Here is a 19,978-nt window from a genome sequence, read left to right as displayed (position 1 = left end):
AGTGATTTTATGTAAATTGGTTATTGTGCAAGTTTCGAAGGTTATATAGTAATAAATTTAGGTTCTACAATTTTTGGTGTTGGTGAGGATTTTCCTCGCTAGCACCTTTTTGTGCATTAAACTAAAAAACATGCGAGATTTCCTTTAAAATAAAGTCAACTAAACCAAAATTAAAGGAGAAATCTCACATGTCTAAAACTAATTCTATACTAAATTTGATTGGTATTCAAGATGAAAATATAAAACTAATTGAAAAAAATCCTATTAAAACGTCCGGTCCTAACGAGATTATTTATGCAACGTTGACGTATCAGCCTCAAGGTTGCTGTAAATGTGGCATTAAAAATGATGGATCCATCATTATAAAATATGGGACAAAGACCTCTCGAATCACATTATCTGGCCTAGAAAAGAATCGTTATCTTGTGCTGAAAAAGCAACGATTTCAATGTAAGGCTTGTGGGCAAACTTTCATTGCTCAAACCTCAGTGGTCGATAAATATTGTTATATCGCCAATCAAGTGAAACGAAAATCATTAGACCTCTCGAGAGAAACAATTTGTAAAACGACAAATGCTCGTTTATGTCATATTAGTGAGGCAACTGTTCAACGCATTTGTAATGCTGAGGTCCTTAAATATAAAGGATATGGACAACGACTACCTAGTAATATTGGGATTGATGAATTTCGCTATCGCAACCAAACAGTGGCATTTGATTATATAGATAATGATTCAGGAAATATCTTAGGTATTCTACCCAATCGTCGGATAAAAGATATTAAAGATCATTTTTACAATCGGTACAATCTGAAAGAACGAAAAAAGGTCCAGACCGTAACGACTGATTTAAATGCAGGATATATTCATATGATTCCTGAACTGTTTCCCAATGCCACGATCATATTAGACAGATTTCATCTCGTCCAACTGATGGTTCGTGCCTTAGATCGTACCCGAATTAAGGTGATGAATCGCCTTAAAAAAGGAAATAACACAGATCAAAAACGATACCGCCGGTTAAAACGGTATGGAAAAATGCTTAAATTAAAATCAAAAGATATCTCATTTACAGACTATAAACTGTATTATTTATTCGGTTATTTTACCGCACAAATGATTGTTGATAAATTACTTGCCTACGATGAACTATTAAAACGGACGTGGGAGGTCTATCAATGCTTTATGCGGGCTGTTGATCAACGTGATGGTGTCGCTATGAGTACACTAATCCATACAAATTGGTCAGGTATATCTCCGTTTATGCGCAAATCACTCCGTACCCTTAAGAAATACAGTCATTTATTAACCAATGCCATAGAAAGCCCATATTCAAATGGCTTAATTGAAGGGACCCATAATACTATTAAACGTATGACTCATAATGGATGTGGCTATCGTAATATTGAAAATTTATCCAACCGCATCCTGATCATGAATAACCTAAAAACAAAATCAAGAAAAGCTGCCGTATAATACTTAATAAACGGTTATCTAAGTACAACATAGCTAAATTGATTACATTTATTTTAGCCTTTAGGTACTTTATTGATGAGCCATCCTAAACTATCCTCTGGATAAGATATATTCCATAAATAAGAATATCTTTTAATAAACCAAATCAGCAGTGATATATTTATAATAAAATAGAAAAAACCGCTCAACTTTATCTATCTTATGGAGTAGATAAAATCAAATGATTTATTCCGTTACGAATGTGTTGACTTTATGATGACCAACACTAAATGTTGAAGAGCCTTAATTTATATTTTGAAAAGGATGTAACGAATCATTACTCCCTTTAATAAAAAAGAGCAGCCTTTTAAGCTACTCTTGTAGAAAATACAAAACGGGTTTATCTTATTAATTTTTTCTTTGTGTTTCCTCATACTAGTCTCAAAACTACGCTCACGTCCATGTAGTTTTTTGAATTTTTTTGATGTATCCTTCTTCATCTTTATCAAAGACAAAATGCTTATAAAACTGCTTGAAATGTAGGATTTCTAAATTTACATCTTTTGTATCAACGCTATGGCCTCCACGTGATACGTTTGTGGGAACATATCAACGGGCTGGATTTCTCTTGCAGTATAGCCAAGTTCATCAAATAGCTTCAAATCACGGGCCAAAGTAGCCGGATTACAACTAATATAGACTATGCGACGTGGTTCAACTGCAACAGCTTTGTTTATAAAATCTTCGGTCAACCCTTTTCGTGGTGGATCCACTACAATAATGTCTGCTTTATTCTCATCGCTCACGAATTGTGCCATCCACTGACTTGCATCACTGGTCATAAATTCGGCTCGTTCCACTTGATTCAACGCGGCATTTTTGCGCGCGTCCGTAACAGCCGCTTCAATCATTTCAATCCCATACACTTTTTGGGCTTTTTTTGCTAGCGCAAGCGTTAATGTCCCGATCCCACAGTACGCATCAATCACAACATCATTGCGTGATATAGCTGCATAGTCCAAGGCCTGCTCATACAATTTTTCGGTCTGAAGTGTGTTCACTTGGAAGAATGAACGGTGGGAGATATTAAACGTAAATCCTAATAACTGATCACGATAAATATCTTCTCCAAAAAGAACAGTCGATTGTTCCCCAAGAACTAAGTTTGTTTTTTTCGTATTCATGTTGAAGATAATACTGACGACATTGGGAAGCGAATGGACGATCTCTGATACAATCGCGTCTTGGTCAGGGAAGGTTGTCCGATTTAGAACCATAACGATCATCATCTCGCGCGTATAATGGCCTCGGCGAATCATGATATGCCGCACATCGCCTGTATTCGTCGCCGGATCATATCCACTCAAGCCGTGTTTCTCCAAAATTTGGCGCACTTCTGTTATTGCTTCGTCAATAACCGGATCTTGAATAATGAAGTTTTCAATGGAAACAACTTCATGACTTTGTTGCTTGAAGAATCCACTATATAGTCGTCCATCCTCGCGTTCACGGACAGGAACTTGGGCTTTATTCCGATATTCATATGGAAAATTCATCCCAATGATATCATGCACTTTGACAGAGTCCAGCTTTGCAATACGGGAGATTGCTTGTTTGACTTGATCTGTCTTGAATCGTAATTGTTCCTCGTAATTCATATGCTGCAAATCCATCGTGCCACTCTCGGCATATGCTTGACCAATAATAGGCACTCGATGTGGACTTTCTTCAATAATGTCGTGTACTTCTCCGCGACTAAAAGACTTTCCGGTTGATGTTATCCGAAAATTAACGACTTCTCCTATCAATGCACCTTCAATAAAGATCGGATAGCCCTCTATTTTAGCAACACCCCAACCTTTATGTGTATAATTTTCAATGCGTGCTGTATAGTGTTGATTTTTTTCTACTGGAATAGTTCGTTTAGCTGCCATCCACTCACCTTTCTTTACTAAACACATCAATTGACTACTCTAATAAGATCGTAAATCAGATTAGTCAGACACGTCATTTATGTCGCTAACCATACGATCGATATCGGCAACAAATTCAAGATGTTGCTTTAAATTATCAAAAGTAGCAGGCGCTTTTCCTCCTAGTTCCCCGTCAACATTAATGAGTAATTCTTCATCATTATCAACCTGAATGCTCACTTGTTTGGTTTTAGTATAAATTAACTGATCGCTCTCAATATGATCGCCATTTTTGATCAGACGTCTGGATAAGCGGATAAGCTCATTCATGTTACTCGTCTTCACCACAATCAAGGTAAACATCCCGTCTCCCATAATCGTATCTGGGGCAATTTTTTCAAACCCTCCAACTGAATTGGTTAAAGAAACAAACACAATCGTTGCATTCCCGTGATACTCTCCTTGATCGTATGTAATATGGAGAGGAACGCCGCCTAACTTAGGCAACAATTCCACTCCTTTCGCAAAATACGCAAGCGGTCCGAACATTGTCTTCAGTTGGCTTGGGACATCATAGGTTAATTCAGTCAATGATCCTACTGCCCCAATATTGGCAAAGTACGTTTGTCTGACTTCTGATGTATTGCGATCACGTAAATTAATCTTTCCAATATCCATTAAAACAGTTCGGTTAAGGTCAATTATTCGGGCTGCTTCCACTAAATCATTCCGATTCACCCCAAGTGCGCGAGCATAGTCATTCGTGGTCCCGGCCGGCAACACAGCCACTTTTGGCCGTTTAGGAAGTTTTACTAAGCCATTAATGACTTCATTAACCGTTCCATCCCCGCCCGCTGCAATAATCAAATCAAAGCCGTCTTCCCCACATCGCTGTGCTTCATGCATAGCAGATAGAGGCTCAGGTGTCGTTCGAAAACTACTTGTCTCGTATCCAGCTTCTTCATAAACTTGTAAAATATCCGGCAAATTTTTTATAACAACTTCTCGCCCAGATGTCGGATTATAGATTAAACGAGCACGTGGTCTCATACGCATTCCTCTCCTCTCATAAATTACGGCAATAATCTGTTTAACGTTTAGCTAGAGCTTCTGCTAATAGTTTTTGGACAACTTGTGGATTTGCTTTTCCACGTGTTTCTTTCATAATTTGTCCGACTAAGAAGCCTTTTGCTCGATCTTTTCCATCTTTGAAATCATCCACAGATTGTTGGTTATTATCTAAGATTTCTTCAATAATTGGTGTTAATTTCGCAGGATCCGATAATTGAACCCATCCTTTTTCTTCCACTAAGGCATTAACATTATCGCTACCTTCTTTTATCAATTCCAGGTAAACTTTTTTACCAATTTTGGATGATATAGTGCCATCTTCAATTAATTGAATCATCTCAGCTAATGACTCTGGGGTCAGCTGTGTGTCAGCTAGCTCGACTTGTTCTTTGTTCAAGTAAGCTAATATGTCTCCCATTAACCAGTTAACAGCTTGCTTAGCATCCGCTCCAGCTGCAACAGTCGCATCGAAGAAATCAGACATCTCAACACTAGCCGTCAACGTTTCAGCATCATAGTTCGAAATACCTAGTTCATTGACGTAACGCTCAATACGTTCTTCCGCGAGTTCTGGTAAGCTATCTTTCACACGGTCAATCCATTCCTGTTCAATGACTAAGCGTGGTAAGTCAGGTTCAGGGAAGTAACGGTAATCTGCTGCTCCTTCTTTTACTCGCATGAGGACTGTCTTACCAGTATGTTCATCATAGCGACGTGTTTCTTGCAATAATTCTTTACCGGCTAAGAGTTCTTTTTCTTGTCGCGTCACTTCATAAGTTAACCCTTTGCGCACGTTATTAAATGAGTTTAAGTTTTTAAGTTCTGTTTTTACGCCGAATTTTTCTTGGCCAAATGGTCGTAAGGAAATATTCGCGTCCGCTCGCATGGATCCTTCTTCCATCTTCACATCAGAGACACCCGTATATTGAATAATTTGTTTTAATTTTTCAAGATAGGCTTGTGCTTCTTCAGGTGAGCGGATATCTGCTTCAGAGACAATCTCAATTAATGGTGTGCCCTGACGGTTTAAGTCAACATAAGAGTACCCATCTGGGCGGTGCATATTTTTCCCAGCATCTTCTTCTAAGTGAACACGCTCGATGCGGATTCGTTTTTTCTCACCATCTACCTCAATATCAATATAGCCATTTACTCCGATTGGGCGGTCAAATTGTGAGATTTGGTACGCTTTCGGATTATCTGGGTAGAAGTAGTTTTTACGGTCAAATTTTGTATCTTTCGTAATATCGCAATTAAGTGCTAAGGCCGCTTTCATTCCGAATTCAATCGCCCGTTTATTCACTTTTGGCAAGACACCCGGGTAACCCCAGTCAATTTCGTTTGTGTTCTCATTCGGTTCAGCGCCAAACTCTGCTGGCGTGGGTGAGAACATTTTTGAGGTCGTTTTTAGTTCAACGTGACATTCTAATCCAATAATTGTTTCAAAATTCATATTTATTCTCCCCCTTTGAAGGTTGGTAGTTGTTTGTGATAGTCGGTATTTGCTTCAAAAACAGCTGCAAATTGGTAAAGTGTCGCTTCATCGAAATGTTTCCCAATTAACTGCAATCCAACCGGCATCTCATTAATAAAACCACATGGAATGGAAATTGCTGGTATACCAGCTAAGTTAACGGTAACGGTCATTTCATCCGCTTTATACATCTTAACTGGATCTTTTACGCGCTTACCAATTGTGTATGCTTCTGTCAATGATGCTGGTGTCAGAATGACATCGACATCACTAAAAGCTTTCTTGAAGTCTTCAATAATCAGTGTACGTGCGCGGGCTGCTTTTTCGAAGTACGCATCATAATATCCACTGCTGAGTGAGAATGTTCCTAGTAAGATACGGCGCTTCACTTCATCGCCGAATCCTTCTGAACGGCTCTTAACGTATACTTCTTCCAATGATTCAGCCTCTTCATTGCGGTACCCATAGTGAATGCCATCGAAACGTTGTAAGTTACTAGAGGCTTCGGAACTAGAGAGAATGTAGTAAGCAGCTACACCATATTTGGCATGTTCGAGCGATACTTCTTTAATTGTAGCACCGAGCTCTTCATATACTTTAATCGCTGCTTTGACTGTATCAATAATATCATTCTTAGCATGTGACTGATTCAGTAATTCTTTTGGAACACCGATTGTCTTGCCCTTAATCGACTCACCGATTTTTCGGGTGAAATCTTCTGATTCGCGCGGTGAGGAGGTAGAATCTTTCTCATCGTAGCCACTGAGCGCGTTCAAGACTAAGGCATTATCGCGGACTGTTCGAGTTAGTGGACCAATCTGATCCAAGCTTGAACCGAATGCAATCAAGCCGTAACGTGAAATGCGTCCATAAGTAGGTTTCAATCCAACGACACCATTATACGCAGCTGGCTGACGAATCGATCCACCCGTATCCGTTCCCAATGCTGCCGGAACTAATCCAGCTGCCACTGCTGCCGCTGAACCACCAGATGAGCCACCCGGTACTTTATCAAGATTCCACGGGTTGCGTGTAAGTTGGTAAGCTGAGTTTTCTGTAGAGCCACCCATTGCGAATTCATCCATATTTAATTTCCCGAATGAAATCATGCCAGCTTCTTTTAATTTCTTAATAGCTGTGGCATCATAAACTGACTGGAAGCCTTCCAACATTTTAGAAGCAGCTGAGGTAGTGCCTTCTTTGGTAACAATATTATCTTTAATCCCGATTGGAATGCCCGATAGTGGATTGTTCGGATCGATCCCTTGTTCATCAATCGTACGAGCTTGCTCGAGTGCACTCTCTTTATCGAGTGTTAAAAAGGCACCAACTTTTTCATCCACCTCTTGCACACGCTCATATAGCGACTCGACTAATTCAACCGCTGTCAGTTCGCCTTGTACCAATAATTCGTGTAATTGTTCGATTGTCTTGTATTCAGTCGTCATTAAGCTTGTCCTCCTTCATCACTCATCACATTCGGCACTTGAATAAGGCCATCTTTTTGTGCTGGCGCGTTATCAAGTAATGCTTGTCGATCAAGCTCATTCACTGCTTCATCGTCACGCATCACTGATTCTAAGTTAATCCCATGATAGGTTGGGGTAACATCACTGGTATCTAATTCATCTAATATCGCTACTAAATCAACAATACCTTGCATCTCTTTAATTAATAGCTCTAGTTTCTCTGCTGGATAGTCTAACTTAGCTAATTGAATCGTTTGTTCCATCGTTTCTTTACTAATTGTCATTGTTATCCTCCTAATAATTTATTTCTTTAATACAAAACGTTTGAATTGAAGTGTTCTTCGCCCATTTCACGGCTTAGGAAACTCTCCAAGCCATTCAGTGACTCAACTTCTATCTGGATCCGCGCATGATCTGGTAAGTGATTCCTTGCAGCTGTTTCCAAATACTGAGTCAATGCAATCACTTCACCGCGCCCATAGAATTTAGTCGTTACATGAATGGTCAAGCTGGCCAGTGTCTCATCCATATAGTGCGCTCGTGCGTATACACCATTCAAACTTGGAAATACCGTTTCGACATCTTCTTGGAAATTCCGGAACATGTTCCCTTCATCTGTACTTCCACCTTCTAATGGGAAGAGCAACCGTTCCTCATCTAAACTTGTCCACTCAATCTCATCTGACTCTACTTGGTTCAGACCTTCTAGTATATACGTTCCCCCACTTAAATCATTGCTATCAGCTTGTTCATAGACACCAATAACAATCGGTACACTACCAATCTTATCACTCTCGCGAATACGTGCTACAATCGCTCCAGCGATTTGTTGAGCTTGTTCAATCATTTCACCTTGTGGAATTTCCTGAACACCTTCATCGGTCTCATAGCTCCCATTCATTGCCAAGCCAATCGTCAGACCACCTAATTCGAAGGCTTCACCATTATGTGTATAAAAATCATGCTCTAGAATAGATGCCAAATATAACGGAGAAGTCCCTTCTCCCTCAGGGGGATTCAACCCTGAAGGATTCTCATCAGATTCCCGTCCCAACCAATTCGATACAGTCTCTTCTATTAATAGCTGTCCTTCTTGAATAAAGTACTGATCCGTCGAAAAATGTTGCGTTGACAATCGTAATAAATCTGTCTCAAATAAGTTTAAATTAATATCAGAATTAAGTGTTAACGTCAATCCTCGATTTTTGCTTGGAGGATAATGTCCCTGATCATCGATTAAGGGTTGATAATAATTATTATGTGGCTGTTCCACAACTAATTGCCCATCAGCAATAGGGGCATCTTGCTTTGTTGCTGGTGGATTTTGTCGCTCAACATGGCCACGTGGAATAACATTACACGCTCCTAAAATAGCCGTAAGACCGATAATCGGCACCCATTTTTTATATTGTTTCACTAAAGATACTCCTTTCTGACATTAGCTTAATCGCGTCATTAATGTCTCTTCATCCCAAATTTCAACATCAAGCGATTTCGCTTTGTCAAGCTTGCTCCCGGCCGCTTCACCGGCGATTAAAAGATCCGTATTGCCGGACACACTTCCAACAACATGAGCCCCTAAATCTGTCAATATAGCCTTCAATTGCGAACGCTTAAAATGCGTTAACTTTCCAGTCAGTACAACGGTCTTTTCTTTAAAAAACTCATCTTCTGTTTCGATCCCTGCTTCTTCAGCAGCATGTGACCCCCGATAAGTCATATTCACATTCGCTTGTTTATATTTATCAATCAATTGTTTTGTTTCATCTAATTGGAAAAATTCTGCGGCACTTTGGGCAATGACATCACCGATACCGTCAATCGCCATGATTTCATCTGGCTTAGCCAACATGACTTGATCCATATGATCAAAGGTTTCCGCTAGTAAGGTGGCTGCTTTTTGACCGACATAACGAATGCCCAAGCCGAATAATAGCCGTTCCAATGAATTATCCTTTGACTGCTCGATTGCAGACAAGAGATTATCGGCGGACTTTTCGCCGATGCGATCTAATGCAATCAATTCCTCACGCTTCAGAGTATATAAATCAGCTGTGTCAGCGATTAACTCTGCCTCAAATAATTGTGAAATGAGTTGTGGCCCTAAGCCATCAATATTCATGGCATTGCGTGAGACGAAGTGAATCGCCCGCTCTTTTTGTTGGGCAATACAACTCGGATTAATGCAGCGCAAGGCAACCTCATCATCTAAATGAACTAAATCACTCTGACAGACCGGGCATTGCGTTGGAATTTTATACGGGGTACTGTCCCCTGCGCGGGCTTCTTTATCCACACGAACAACTTCGGGGATAATGTCTCCCGCTTTTCTAACGACCACGCGATCTTCCAACCGCACATCTTTAGCCTGAATTAAGTCAACATTGTGCAGGCTTGCTCGTGAGACTGTCGTACCTGCTAATTGGACGGGATCCATGATAGCAGTCGGCGTGACTACACCGGTTCGCCCCACAGTCCATTCAATCTCTCGAAGGGTCGTGAAAGCTTCTTCAGCTGGAAACTTATATGCAATTGCCCACTTCGGTGCTTTCACTGTATAGCCCATCGCATCTTGTTGTTGGAATGAATTGACTTTAATCACTATCCCATCAATTTCATATGGTAAGTCCGCTCGATGGGTTTGATAATGTTGGATATAGTCCCAAACTTCTTCTATCTCGTGAACAACTTGGCGCTCCTTATTCGTCCGTAAACCAATCTCATCGATAAATCGTAGCGCTTCTGCCTGAGTCGACACATCTTGCTGCTCATATTGATTCAGTGAATACAGAAAAATATTCAACTGGCGTCTTGCCGTTACTTTTGGATCAAGATTTCGCAAGGTACCGGCGGCCGCATTTCTAGGATTGGCGAATAGATTCTTCCCATCCTCTTCACGCGCTTGATTTAAGTTCAAGAAGCTCTCTTTTGGCATATAAATCTCGCCTCGTGCTTCAATCGTCACCGGAGATTTTAGTTTCAATGGAATCGGACGAATTGCTCGCACATTGGCTGTAATATCTTCACCCACTTGCCCATCGCCTCGCGTTGCGGCTTGCGTCAAGTGACCATTCTCATACTTTAAGGATACCGCAAGGCCATCAATTTTCAACTCACAGTGATATTCAACTGCTCCCACTTCTCGTCTCACTCGCGTGTCGAAAGCAAGTAACTCTTCCTTATTGAACGCATTGCCTAAACTTAGCATCGGTGAATCATGAGAGACTTTATCGAAGCCCTCAAGCACCTCCCCGCCAACTCGCTGTGTCGGGGAATCCTCTGCGATCAACTCAGGGAACTCAGACTCAATAGAGACTAATTCCTGGTACAATTGATCATATGCTTCATCTGTAATGCTCGGATGATCCTCAACATAATATTGATGACTGTGATGCCGAATTTCGGGAATCAATTCATCTAATCTATCTTTTGCTTCCTGCATAGATAAATCTGACATAAAATATGCTCCTTCTTATACTTTCTCAATCGGGGCAAATGAAGCCAATAAGGTCTTGATACCTAAACCTGGGAAAGCAATATCCAACTCCTGGTTATTCCCTTCACCGCTGATTTTCACAATTGTACCGACTTGCCACTTCTGGTGCTTCACTTTATCACCAACTTGCCAATTGAACGTCTTGGTCGTCGATGAGCTAATAGTTTTGCCGCGTGTTTGTCGCGCTTTAGGTCGACCGAAAAAGCTTTGACGCTTTTGCTTAATGATTGTCGAACTGCTTGAGTCAAGTTGATTGCTTTCAACAATCGCCTCATTAATCTCACTTAAGAATCGTGATTTCGGATTGCGTTTTGTCTGACCGTAAAGCTGACGAGATCTTGCATGTGTCAAGTATAATTCTTGCTCTGCTCGCGTAATTCCTACATAAGCTAAGCGCCGTTCTTCTTCGAGTTCATCAACTTCTTCGGCAGCACGAGATAACGGAAAAATCCCCTCTTCCATTCCAACAATAAAGACATACGAAAACTCTAATCCCTTCGCAGCATGCATGGTCATTAAAGTAACGTCACTTTCTTCAAGGGGGACTTCATCGACTGGACTCAGCAGTGATAAATCGGTTAAGAATGCCAGGAGCGTCTTATCTTCACGCTCTGATTCATCGAATTGCTTCGTCACTGAGTAGAACTCTCGCAAGTTCTCAATTCTTGCTTCTGCTTCCAGTGATCGCTCTTGTTCTAACTGTTCAAGATAGCCCGTCTTATCTAGTACAGCTTCCACTAATTCTGTGATTGACACATCATCGGCTAATTGACGCAACTCTGCAATCATTCGCGCAAAAGCTTCTAGATGACCACTCGCTCGTGTCGAGAGATTAGTATGCACTGCATTCAGCGCCGTCTCATATAAGCTCCAACCCATCTCTTCTGCTGCTAACGCAAGCTTGTCCAACGTTGCTTGCCCAATGCCACGCTTCGGTTCATTCACAATCCGATTAAAACTCATCATATCAGCTGGGTTCACAATCAATGTTAAATAAGCAATTAAATCTTTAATTTCTTTTCGATCGTAATAACCCGTTCCTCCAATAATATTATAAGGAATATTGGATTGCACGAACGTCTCCTCAACTACACGACTCATCGCATTCGTTCGGTACAACACTGCGAAATCATGGTAGCTCAACTGGCTATTGTCTGCCATTTTCTCTTTAATCGTCGAAGCAACAAACCGTGCTTCTTCTCGCTCGGTTCCTCCACTATAGATTGTAATCTTTTCTCCTTCTGGGTTATCCGTCCAGAGATTTTTTTTGCGACGATTCAGGTTGTTTGTAATAACATCATTAGCTGCTTGGAGAATTCGCTTAGTTGAGCGGTAATTCTGATCAAGTAAAATCGTGCGTGCTTCGGGATAATCTTTCTCGAAGTTTAAAATATTTTCCATATCTGCGCCACGCCAACCATAAATACTCTGATCAGCATCTCCAACTACACAGATATTTTTCAGTCGATCCGCAAGTAATTGCACTAATGCATACTGTGCATGGTTCGTATCTTGGTATTCATCAACATGAATATACTGGAACCGCGTCTGATAATAACCAAGCACCTCACGATGTTCTTTAAATAAACGTACCGTCTGCATAATTAAGTCATCGAAATCCATAATTTCTGCTTGACGCAGCTCGCGTTGGTACATCTTGTAACATTCGGCTACTGTCTCTGTCCAGTAATCAGAAGCCTGTTCAGCATACAACTTCTCATCGATCAACTCATTCTTGGCATTGCTGATGCTAGCTAAGATCGCTTTCGGTGAAAACTGCTTACTATCTAAGTTTAATTCTTTCAAAATCCGCTTCATTAAGGTCTTGCGTTCACTTGTATCAGCAATTGTGAAGGCACGTTGGTAACCAATATGATCCGCTTCTCGGCGCAAAATACGCACACATAATGAGTGGAATGTCGAAATCCAAACCTCACTTCCACCATCTTCCACGAGCGTCTGCACCCGTTCCTTCATCTCTGATGCTGCTTTATTCGTAAAAGTAATGGCCAAAATATTATATGGATTAATCCCTTTTTCTTGGATTAAGTAGGCAATTCGGTGCGTAACCGCCCGCGTTTTTCCCGATCCAGCTCCTGCCATAATCAGCAAGGGGCCTTCAGTATGTAAGACGGCTTCTTTTTGCTTCGGATTCATGCCGCTAATAATGTCACGTTTAAGAACCAAGCTCATCATCCTTTCTAAACCTCATACTCTCTCATTATACATGAAAACAAGCGTAGATGATAGCCTAACAGCCAACTCAATCTACCTCACACGTATTCATACAAAAAGAACACCCATGATGGATGCTCTCTTCACTTTACGATACGCCTTGCAAGACATTCATGTTTAGTTTATTGATTAAGATGCGTACTTCCCGCCGTGCATATGGGTAATTACTTGCTTGCAAGAAGTCAATCATCTTTCGGTAGTGTCCCACTTTTTCCTTACGTGAACTAATTAAGGTATTATGAATATGACCACGACTCGGAAAGATTTCACGCAGCGCCGTTACGATTGAATTTTGCATATAACTATTCTCACAATACTTCAAAATAGCGATCCAAAAATCAATTTCGTAATCTTCAAACGTTTGTTCAGAGTCTTTTTTGGAGATCAATTGTTCCAGTTGATCCACCATTTTATTAAGCTCTTCATTCTGATAATCATGTTCGCGTAGCTCCAACTTCTGGAAGTGATAGGTAATAATCAACTCCAAAAATTGCGTACGTTCTTGGAAAGCTTCCCTATCTACCTTGGGCTCTAAAATAACAGCGCCTTTATACGGTTCAATACGAATGACCTGTTCTTGCTCAAGCCGCTTCAAGGCATTACGAATCGGTGTTCGACTCATATTGAGCTCTTCCGCTAATTCCATTTCTTTCAGATGCTCTTTCGGTCGCCATTCTTTAGCTTTTATTTTTTGTTCGATATAATCATATGCTCTGTTCTCTAATTTTTTGTTCCTGACCATAACAATTCTCCCTACCATCATTTTTCATTCAGATGTGTTTACAGCAATAGGAATTATTATTTATCTATTCTTCAGATTGATCCGCACGTTCTTCTGGTTTGTCTTGATTGCTTTGTTTTGACGAGGTTGCTTTTGCTGTCTGATGCATGAAGACATGTCCAATCGTATCATACGGATCATTTCTTTCATCAAGATAATTCGGATAAAATACAACATCTGTACTTGTATTGTTCAGCAACTTCTCTTCTACCATGCCCAGTTGCTTCTCGTTAAATCGCCAATAAATCAGATTGGCAGTCGGATGATTAAGCTGGTTGAGAGGCAGCCCCACAGCCAAGCGAATCATGGCTTCGTATGTCGAGAATGTATGAGATTTTAATGTATGATCCAATGCTTTGTGCGGATAGTTCGTAATTTCCTTAATGTAGAACGTATCATCTTCCGTTAAAGCATATTCCACCGAGAATAAGCCCACAAAGTCATTCATCCGACCAATACCTTCCGTAGCTTGCTCCATTAAGTGTGCCGTTGCTTCTTCAAGTTGCGCCGGTGCACTTACGAATCCCTTAGTCTCATCATCAATACTGATCGCACTGATTGGAAAATGAGAGAATTCTCCAGCTTCATCTTTAATGGCTGTTATAACAATACGACGGACGCGTTCTTGAACAGGTTCTACAATACATGGACCGTATCCAAGCAAGGCTTCCGCTTGTGACAGATCTTCTTCAGAGTTTATCTCGATGGCTGGCTTATGCGTCGCACTTAATGTCGTTCGAATCGTACATGGACTACCGAAGCTACTTAATGCGTCTCGCACATCTTCAACCGTCACCGCCAATACATACGGATATAAGTCAAGACCGCTTCCTTCTAACATTACATTTTGTACCGAACGATCTGTCGTGAAGAAATGCATGTTCTCACTTTGAGGAACATGGGCAAATTGATTCATCAGTTTAATAAATTGGTTCGGGAAGTTTTCATTCGTATATAAGACGACATCACTGACTTGTGCTAATTTCTTGAACGCTCGCTGATCCTGCATTGATTCCACGATAAAATACTGATCCGCTTCTGCTTTCACTAAATTAAACATCGATGTCCCTAAGACATTCACTCGGTAACCTAACTTCTTAGCAGCTAGAGCTAATTGATAGGCTTGTTCATTCGTTCCAATAATACCTATACTACTTCTAGGACTTAAATAATTACTCATAATATCTCCCTTCAATTGCGTTCCTTGTTGCATCTATTATTCTGTGTTTTCTGCTTCTTGACTCATATAGTCATCTTTTTCAATCTTACGATATTTTTTCATCTTCTTACTGAATAATTCACCGTTTGACGGTGGCGTATACGTAATCGCATTAGCTCCTGCAGCAATCGTCTCTCTAATATCCGCTTCGGTCGGACCACCTGTTGCAATGATAGGTAATTCTGGATACTTTTGGCGAATCGCTCGGACGATTTGAGCTGTCTTTGCTGCCCCCGACACACTGACGATATCGACTCCCGCATCGATATTTTCCTGAATATCTGTATACTCTGACACAACAGTCTTAATGATAGGTATATCAATAATTTCATTCACATATGAAATCGTTTCAATTGGTGTAGGTGAATTTAAGACGACCGCCTGACACCCATGCGCTTCAGCGAATAATGCCATATTCCCTGAACGCTTCCCTTGGGTCATTCCTCCACCAACTCCTGCTAATACAGGAATATTGGACGTCGCTGTAATGGCTTCAATAATTGCGGGATGAGGTGTGAACGGATATACCGCTAAGACTGCATCAGCATTATTATTTAATACAATCGCAATATCTGTCGTAAATAGAAGTGATTTTATTCGCTTGCCATTAATCAGAATCCCCGATGAATCCTTAATCACATTAGGCACCTTCACATAATCTCTACGTAAAGTTGTCGTGACTTCTGGAACAAATTTTTTCGATTTTTTTTGATTTGATTGATTTGCACTATCTGTCATCTAAGTCTCCTTCCTAGCCATCGTATTGGTTTAGATGGTAGGTCTCAATTAATTTAATCAATTTTTCAGCATAATTCGGATCAGTCGCATAGCCGGATGCTTGTAAGGCATGTGCAGCTTCTTTATAATCAGTCGCTTCGAGAACACTCTGGTACTGCTGATTATTCCAAGTCGTCCCATAATAGAGCAACTTAGCATGATCAACCATCGACTCTTCCATCGAGTCATAACTTCTGAACGGTTCATCAACTGTCTCCCATTCTCCCGTATATTCCTGCGTCTGGTAGGTCGGCGATCCAGTACCACCTTTAATCCCAAAATAATTATTCTCTTTCTGAGCTAGACCACTCTTGCCCCAGTCTGATTCAAGAATACCCTGAGCAATAATAATACTCGGCAAGATATTGTACGTCTGTTGAATTTCTTGAGCTTTCGGAGCTAATTCATTGATAAAAGCTTGCTGCTCTTCCACTGTCTCCTGCCGAGGAGTGTTAACTGTTTCTTGTAAGGGAGTATCAATATTCATCTCGACAGGTGCCATGGGTGACATGACCGTCCGTGACCCAAAATAAATAAACACCCCAATTGTCACTAGCGAGAACATTAAAATAGCGTATACCAATTGATGTTGATAGTGTTTCTGGTGATGTCGAGCCATAGATCTCCTCCTCTACAATCAAAGCATATCATATATAACCCTACGCTTTTACAAAGTCTTTCTCATTATAACACAACATCAGCAAGATTTCATTTTCTAGCGAATGAATCCTGTTTCTTCTGCCAAAAAAAGATCACCGATTAACTCGGTGATCCTTTTTCGTTATTAAGCATTCGGCATTTTACCGATTGCAGCTAGATATTCATCTACATTTGATTTAATATTGGCTACTTTTGGTCCGTAGATCACTTGAACGTTCTTCCCTTTCACTACCACGCCAGAAGCACCGGTTGATTTTAATAACCCTTGATCAACTTGTTCGCCGTCTTTCACTGTTACACGCAAGCGTGTCGCACAGTTACCGACATCTACTAAGTTGTCTGGACCACCTAAACCAGCCACAACATCGACAGATTGTTCTGTATAACCAGCTTCCGCCGCTTTCTCTTTTTGAGCTTGTTGCTCTTTGTAGTCTGCCTTTGTGTACAATTTTGATTCTTGAGTTTCATCTTCACGACCTGGTGTTTTCAGATCTAACTTCACAATCAAAATACGGAAAATCGTGTAGTACAAGACACCGTAGACTAGACCAACTAGCACAACTGGCATCCAGTTCGTCATCACTTGACCTGGTAAGATTCCGTAGAAGAAGAAATCAATAAATCCACCAGAGAAGGTTAATCCGACACCAACTTGTAAGATGTGCATCAACACGTGTGAGAACGCTGCTAAGACAACGTGAACACCGAAGTATAAGAGTGGTGATGCGAACAGAATAGAGAACTCAATCGGTTCCGTAATCCCAGTAAAGATAGAAGTTAGAGAACTTGAGAATAAGAGCCCTTTTACATCCGCTTTACGTTCTTCTTTGGCTGTCTGATACATCGCAAAAGCCGCTGCTGGGAAACCAAAGATCATGAATGGGAACTGTCCAGAGAAGAATCGAGCTGCTTCATAAGAAACAGGTTCTCCCGCTGCTAATTGCGCGAAGACAATATTTTGTGCCCCTTCAACCATTTGGCCAGCTACTTCAGCTGTTCCACCCAGTGCTGTCTGCCAGAACGGTAAGTAGAAGACGTGGTGTAACCCTGTTGGAATCAACGCACGGTAAATCAATCCGTACAAGAAGGTTCCCACATACCCTAAGCTAGCGACTGCTGTTCCTAACCAAGCAATCCCCATTCCGATATACGGCCATACGAAGGCAAAAACCATCCCAAGTACTACCCCAGCTAAGGCAGAAACAATCGGTACAAAACGCGTCCCCGCGAAGAATGATAGTGCATCAGGCATTTCAATTTTATAATATTTATTATGCAACCATACAACAACTAACCCGATAATAACTGCACCAAACACACCTGTATTCATTGTGTTCTCGAAGCCAACAACCGTGCTGATTAAGCCTGGAACTTCTTTCAATTCCTCCACATTACCGAAGTGCTCCAACGTACTCGTCATTGTTGCGTACATCACGAAATAAGCAACTGCTCCAGAGAACGCTGCTACTTCTTTCGCCGCTTTTGCCAAGCCCATTCCGACTGCAATCGCGAAGAAGAGTGGTAAGTTCGCAAAGATAACTTCTCCCGCATCAGAGAGAATAGATAAGAAACTATTCAAGATCGTTCCTTTACCTAAAATACCCTCCAAACTATACAACTCAACGAATGCCTCTCCCGTCAGTGAAGCACCAATTCCCAGCATTAACCCGGCAATCGGTAGCAACGCAATCGGCATCATAAAGGTACGTCCTAACCGTTGCAAGACGTCCATAAACTTATCTTTCATCAACAATTCTTCCTTTCTACATAATATAGTGCAGGGCAATTTGCCCATACACTCTATTGTAACACACTTACACTTCATAATTAAATCAACTTGAACAAAAAACCGATTTCATCAAAAAAATGATTACATAGACTCGCTCAATTCAACCACAGTGCCATCTTCCATCACAGCAATCAATAATTGATTGGAGACCACATGCACTTGCTTCACTGCCCTATCACCTACCGTCTCTAACCGACCTAAGCGGATTGACTGCTTATTATCTAAAGAGACCACTAATTGGTGCTGCTCATCAAGTGCTAGATGATCTATAGCTTCCTGTCTGTAGTAGATATGATGCTCCCCTTCAGCTGATCGAACCATCAATCGTCCCTCCTCAACCCCTTCATACTGCAACTGACTCGCAGCTTGACGGAAGGGCCACATATACATTGCCGCCAACTCTTGGAAGGACGTAGACTCAGAGAGGTGTTCCATTAACTCTGATAACTGCTGTCCAGCTCCTTGCGGCAACTTCAACGTGCCCATATTCTTAATCTCGCCATCTTGATAAATAACCATTAATTCCTGCTTATTATTAATAATATAGTCAACAATCAGCTCGCGTTCTTCAGCTGTAATTGTCCCAATCGGAAGTGATGTCCCATCCGTCAGTTCAATCATCACCTTAGACGCTTGAATATAGACATCCCTGAACTGATCGAAGGCATCCGACACTTCTAACGACTTATAGCCAAAACCAATCCGACGCTGTGAACCGTCTTCGTACTGCGCAAAAACCCCATGGCCTTCCACTATAATCTTTTGAATGGTATTGACCGCTTCTAGTTTTATATTTAATATCATCAGCGCTTCACCAGAGCTCAAGTGCAGTAAATCTCCCTGCTCTGAACGGGCATGAACGACAACTTGTCCAGAGCTAACACCTAAGAGAGGCATATTATTCCCATTATCCAAGATAATCTGCACGGCGTCTTGATAGAGTTTCACCCCCATAATCTTCGCACGCTGATGTGGTTCCAGTTGATGTTGCTGCACGACATGTTGTTGACGCTCTAGGATATAGGTCACAAATTCAGACACATTTCCTGCTTCATTCCCAGGAAGGGTCAGCCACCGTTCATAAGCCGTCTCCCCTTTGTATTTATAGTTCAGTAGATAATTAACATAATCTTGCATGGATTCTTGGTTATTATTGACTTGAGTACGCCACTTTGTATAAGTTAAGATTCCCATCTGGACACTCCTATCCTTTTTCCTATTATAGCATGTTCTATGTAAGAAAAGCACACCGCTAATGTATGCTGATGTGCTTTTCTGTATGGCTTGACGATTTTAGATTAACTGATTATGTTCCTATTATTCGTCATCTTTCTTCTTTTTCACTGCTAGTACGGCACCGCTTGACAGACTGACTAATGATGCGAGGGCAAGCATCCATGAATCTGTTGCTGTCTCAGGTAATCGTTCACCTGTAATTGATGAGCGGTCTGGCTGAGCAGGTGTGTTACTTAATTGTGTTGGTGTATCTGGTGTTTCATTTGTTCCAGGAGCTTCTGGTGTCTCACCTGATTGACCCGGCGTTTCTTCCGGTGTACTTGGAACATTTGGTGTTTCATTTGGTTGTTCCGGAGTATTATCTGGAGTTTCGTTTGTTCCAGGAGCTTCTGGTGTCTCACCTG

General features: G+C 41.1%; 16 protein-coding genes. 1 reads left to right on the top strand and 15 read right to left on the bottom strand.

Translation table 11 applies throughout. The features are described from left to right. The first annotated feature begins 188 nt into the window (after positions 1-188). The gene (locus tag HMPREF9703_RS04465) at positions 189-1,475 is read left to right on the top strand and encodes an ISL3 family transposase (protein ID WP_004635951.1); all 1,287 of its coding nucleotides are present in this window, start codon (positions 189-191) and stop codon (positions 1,473-1,475) included. Between the two features lie 533 nt (positions 1,476-2,008). Here HMPREF9703_RS04465 and rlmD read toward each other — a convergent pair. The 15 genes from rlmD to HMPREF9703_RS09045 all read right to left on the bottom strand — a co-directional run. Then, positions 2,009-3,415 (bottom strand): 23S rRNA (uracil(1939)-C(5))-methyltransferase RlmD, encoded by a 1,407-nt coding sequence (gene rlmD, locus HMPREF9703_RS09055; RefSeq protein ID WP_004635949.1) that lies wholly within the window; start codon positions 3,413-3,415, stop codon positions 2,009-2,011. A gap of 33 nt (positions 3,416-3,448) precedes the next feature. Next, the gene (locus HMPREF9703_RS09050) at positions 3,449-4,423 is read right to left on the bottom strand and encodes a diacylglycerol kinase (RefSeq protein ID WP_040376950.1); all 975 of its coding nucleotides are present in this window, start codon (positions 4,421-4,423) and stop codon (positions 3,449-3,451) included. Positions 4,424-4,457: 34 nt separating this feature from the next. Continuing rightward, the gene (gene gatB / locus HMPREF9703_RS04450) at positions 4,458-5,891 is read right to left on the bottom strand and encodes an Asp-tRNA(Asn)/Glu-tRNA(Gln) amidotransferase subunit GatB (protein WP_004635944.1); all 1,434 of its coding nucleotides are present in this window, start codon (positions 5,889-5,891) and stop codon (positions 4,458-4,460) included. Positions 5,892-5,893: 2 nt separating this feature from the next. Beyond that, the gene (gene gatA, locus HMPREF9703_RS04445) at positions 5,894-7,360 is read right to left on the bottom strand and encodes an Asp-tRNA(Asn)/Glu-tRNA(Gln) amidotransferase subunit GatA (protein ID WP_004635943.1); all 1,467 of its coding nucleotides are present in this window, start codon (positions 7,358-7,360) and stop codon (positions 5,894-5,896) included. Beyond that, on the bottom strand, positions 7,360-7,665 hold the full coding sequence (gene gatC / locus HMPREF9703_RS04440) for an Asp-tRNA(Asn)/Glu-tRNA(Gln) amidotransferase subunit GatC (protein WP_004635940.1): 306 nt from the start codon (positions 7,663-7,665) through the stop codon (positions 7,360-7,362). Before gatC ends, gatA begins: the two co-directional genes overlap by 1 nt. Before the next feature lie 26 nt (positions 7,666-7,691). After that, positions 7,692-8,798, bottom strand: coding sequence for a CamS family sex pheromone protein (locus HMPREF9703_RS04435; protein WP_004635939.1), 1,107 nt, complete (start codon positions 8,796-8,798; stop codon positions 7,692-7,694). A 21-nt stretch (positions 8,799-8,819) separates the two neighbouring features. Then, the gene (gene ligA / locus HMPREF9703_RS04430; protein ID WP_004635936.1) at positions 8,820-10,838 is read right to left on the bottom strand and encodes an NAD-dependent DNA ligase LigA; all 2,019 of its coding nucleotides are present in this window, start codon (positions 10,836-10,838) and stop codon (positions 8,820-8,822) included. Positions 10,839-10,853: 15 nt separating this feature from the next. Beyond that, positions 10,854-13,073: a DNA helicase PcrA gene (gene pcrA, locus HMPREF9703_RS04425; RefSeq protein ID WP_004635934.1), complete on the bottom strand. Its 2,220-nt coding sequence runs from the start codon at positions 13,071-13,073 to the stop codon at positions 10,854-10,856. Positions 13,074-13,200: 127 nt separating this feature from the next. Further along, positions 13,201-13,854: a GntR family transcriptional regulator gene (locus HMPREF9703_RS04420; RefSeq protein WP_004635932.1), complete on the bottom strand. Its 654-nt coding sequence runs from the start codon at positions 13,852-13,854 to the stop codon at positions 13,201-13,203. A 64-nt stretch (positions 13,855-13,918) separates the two neighbouring features. Next, on the bottom strand, positions 13,919-15,073 hold the full coding sequence (locus HMPREF9703_RS04415; protein ID WP_004635931.1) for an ATP-grasp domain-containing protein: 1,155 nt from the start codon (positions 15,071-15,073) through the stop codon (positions 13,919-13,921). Positions 15,074-15,109: 36 nt separating this feature from the next. Beyond that, positions 15,110-15,850 carry a beta/alpha barrel domain-containing protein gene (locus HMPREF9703_RS04410; RefSeq protein ID WP_004635929.1) on the bottom strand — a complete coding sequence of 247 codons (741 nt, stop codon included), beginning with the start codon at positions 15,848-15,850 and terminating at the stop codon, positions 15,110-15,112. Positions 15,851-15,863: 13 nt separating this feature from the next. Then, positions 15,864-16,508, bottom strand: coding sequence for a glycoside hydrolase family 73 protein (locus HMPREF9703_RS04405; RefSeq protein ID WP_004635927.1), 645 nt, complete (start codon positions 16,506-16,508; stop codon positions 15,864-15,866). 165 nt (positions 16,509-16,673) lie between these two features. After that, a complete protein-coding gene (locus tag HMPREF9703_RS04400; RefSeq protein WP_004635926.1) occupies positions 16,674-18,296 on the bottom strand; it encodes a PTS transporter subunit EIIC in 1,623 nt (540 codons plus the stop codon). A gap of 123 nt (positions 18,297-18,419) precedes the next feature. Next, positions 18,420-19,532, bottom strand: a complete 1,113-nt coding sequence (locus tag HMPREF9703_RS04395) for a hypothetical protein (RefSeq protein WP_004635925.1) — start codon at positions 19,530-19,532, stop codon at positions 18,420-18,422. Positions 19,533-19,655: 123 nt separating this feature from the next. After that, the coding region (locus tag HMPREF9703_RS09045; protein ID WP_004635924.1) for an LPXTG cell wall anchor domain-containing protein at positions 19,656-19,978 on the bottom strand (323 nt) is incomplete at its 5' end.

Origin of the sequence: Dolosigranulum pigrum ATCC 51524, from assembly GCF_000245815.1 — a bacterium.
In the GTDB taxonomy this organism is placed as follows: domain Bacteria; phylum Bacillota; class Bacilli; order Lactobacillales; family Carnobacteriaceae_A; genus Dolosigranulum; species Dolosigranulum pigrum.
This window is presented reverse-complemented; position numbering and strand designations above follow the sequence as displayed.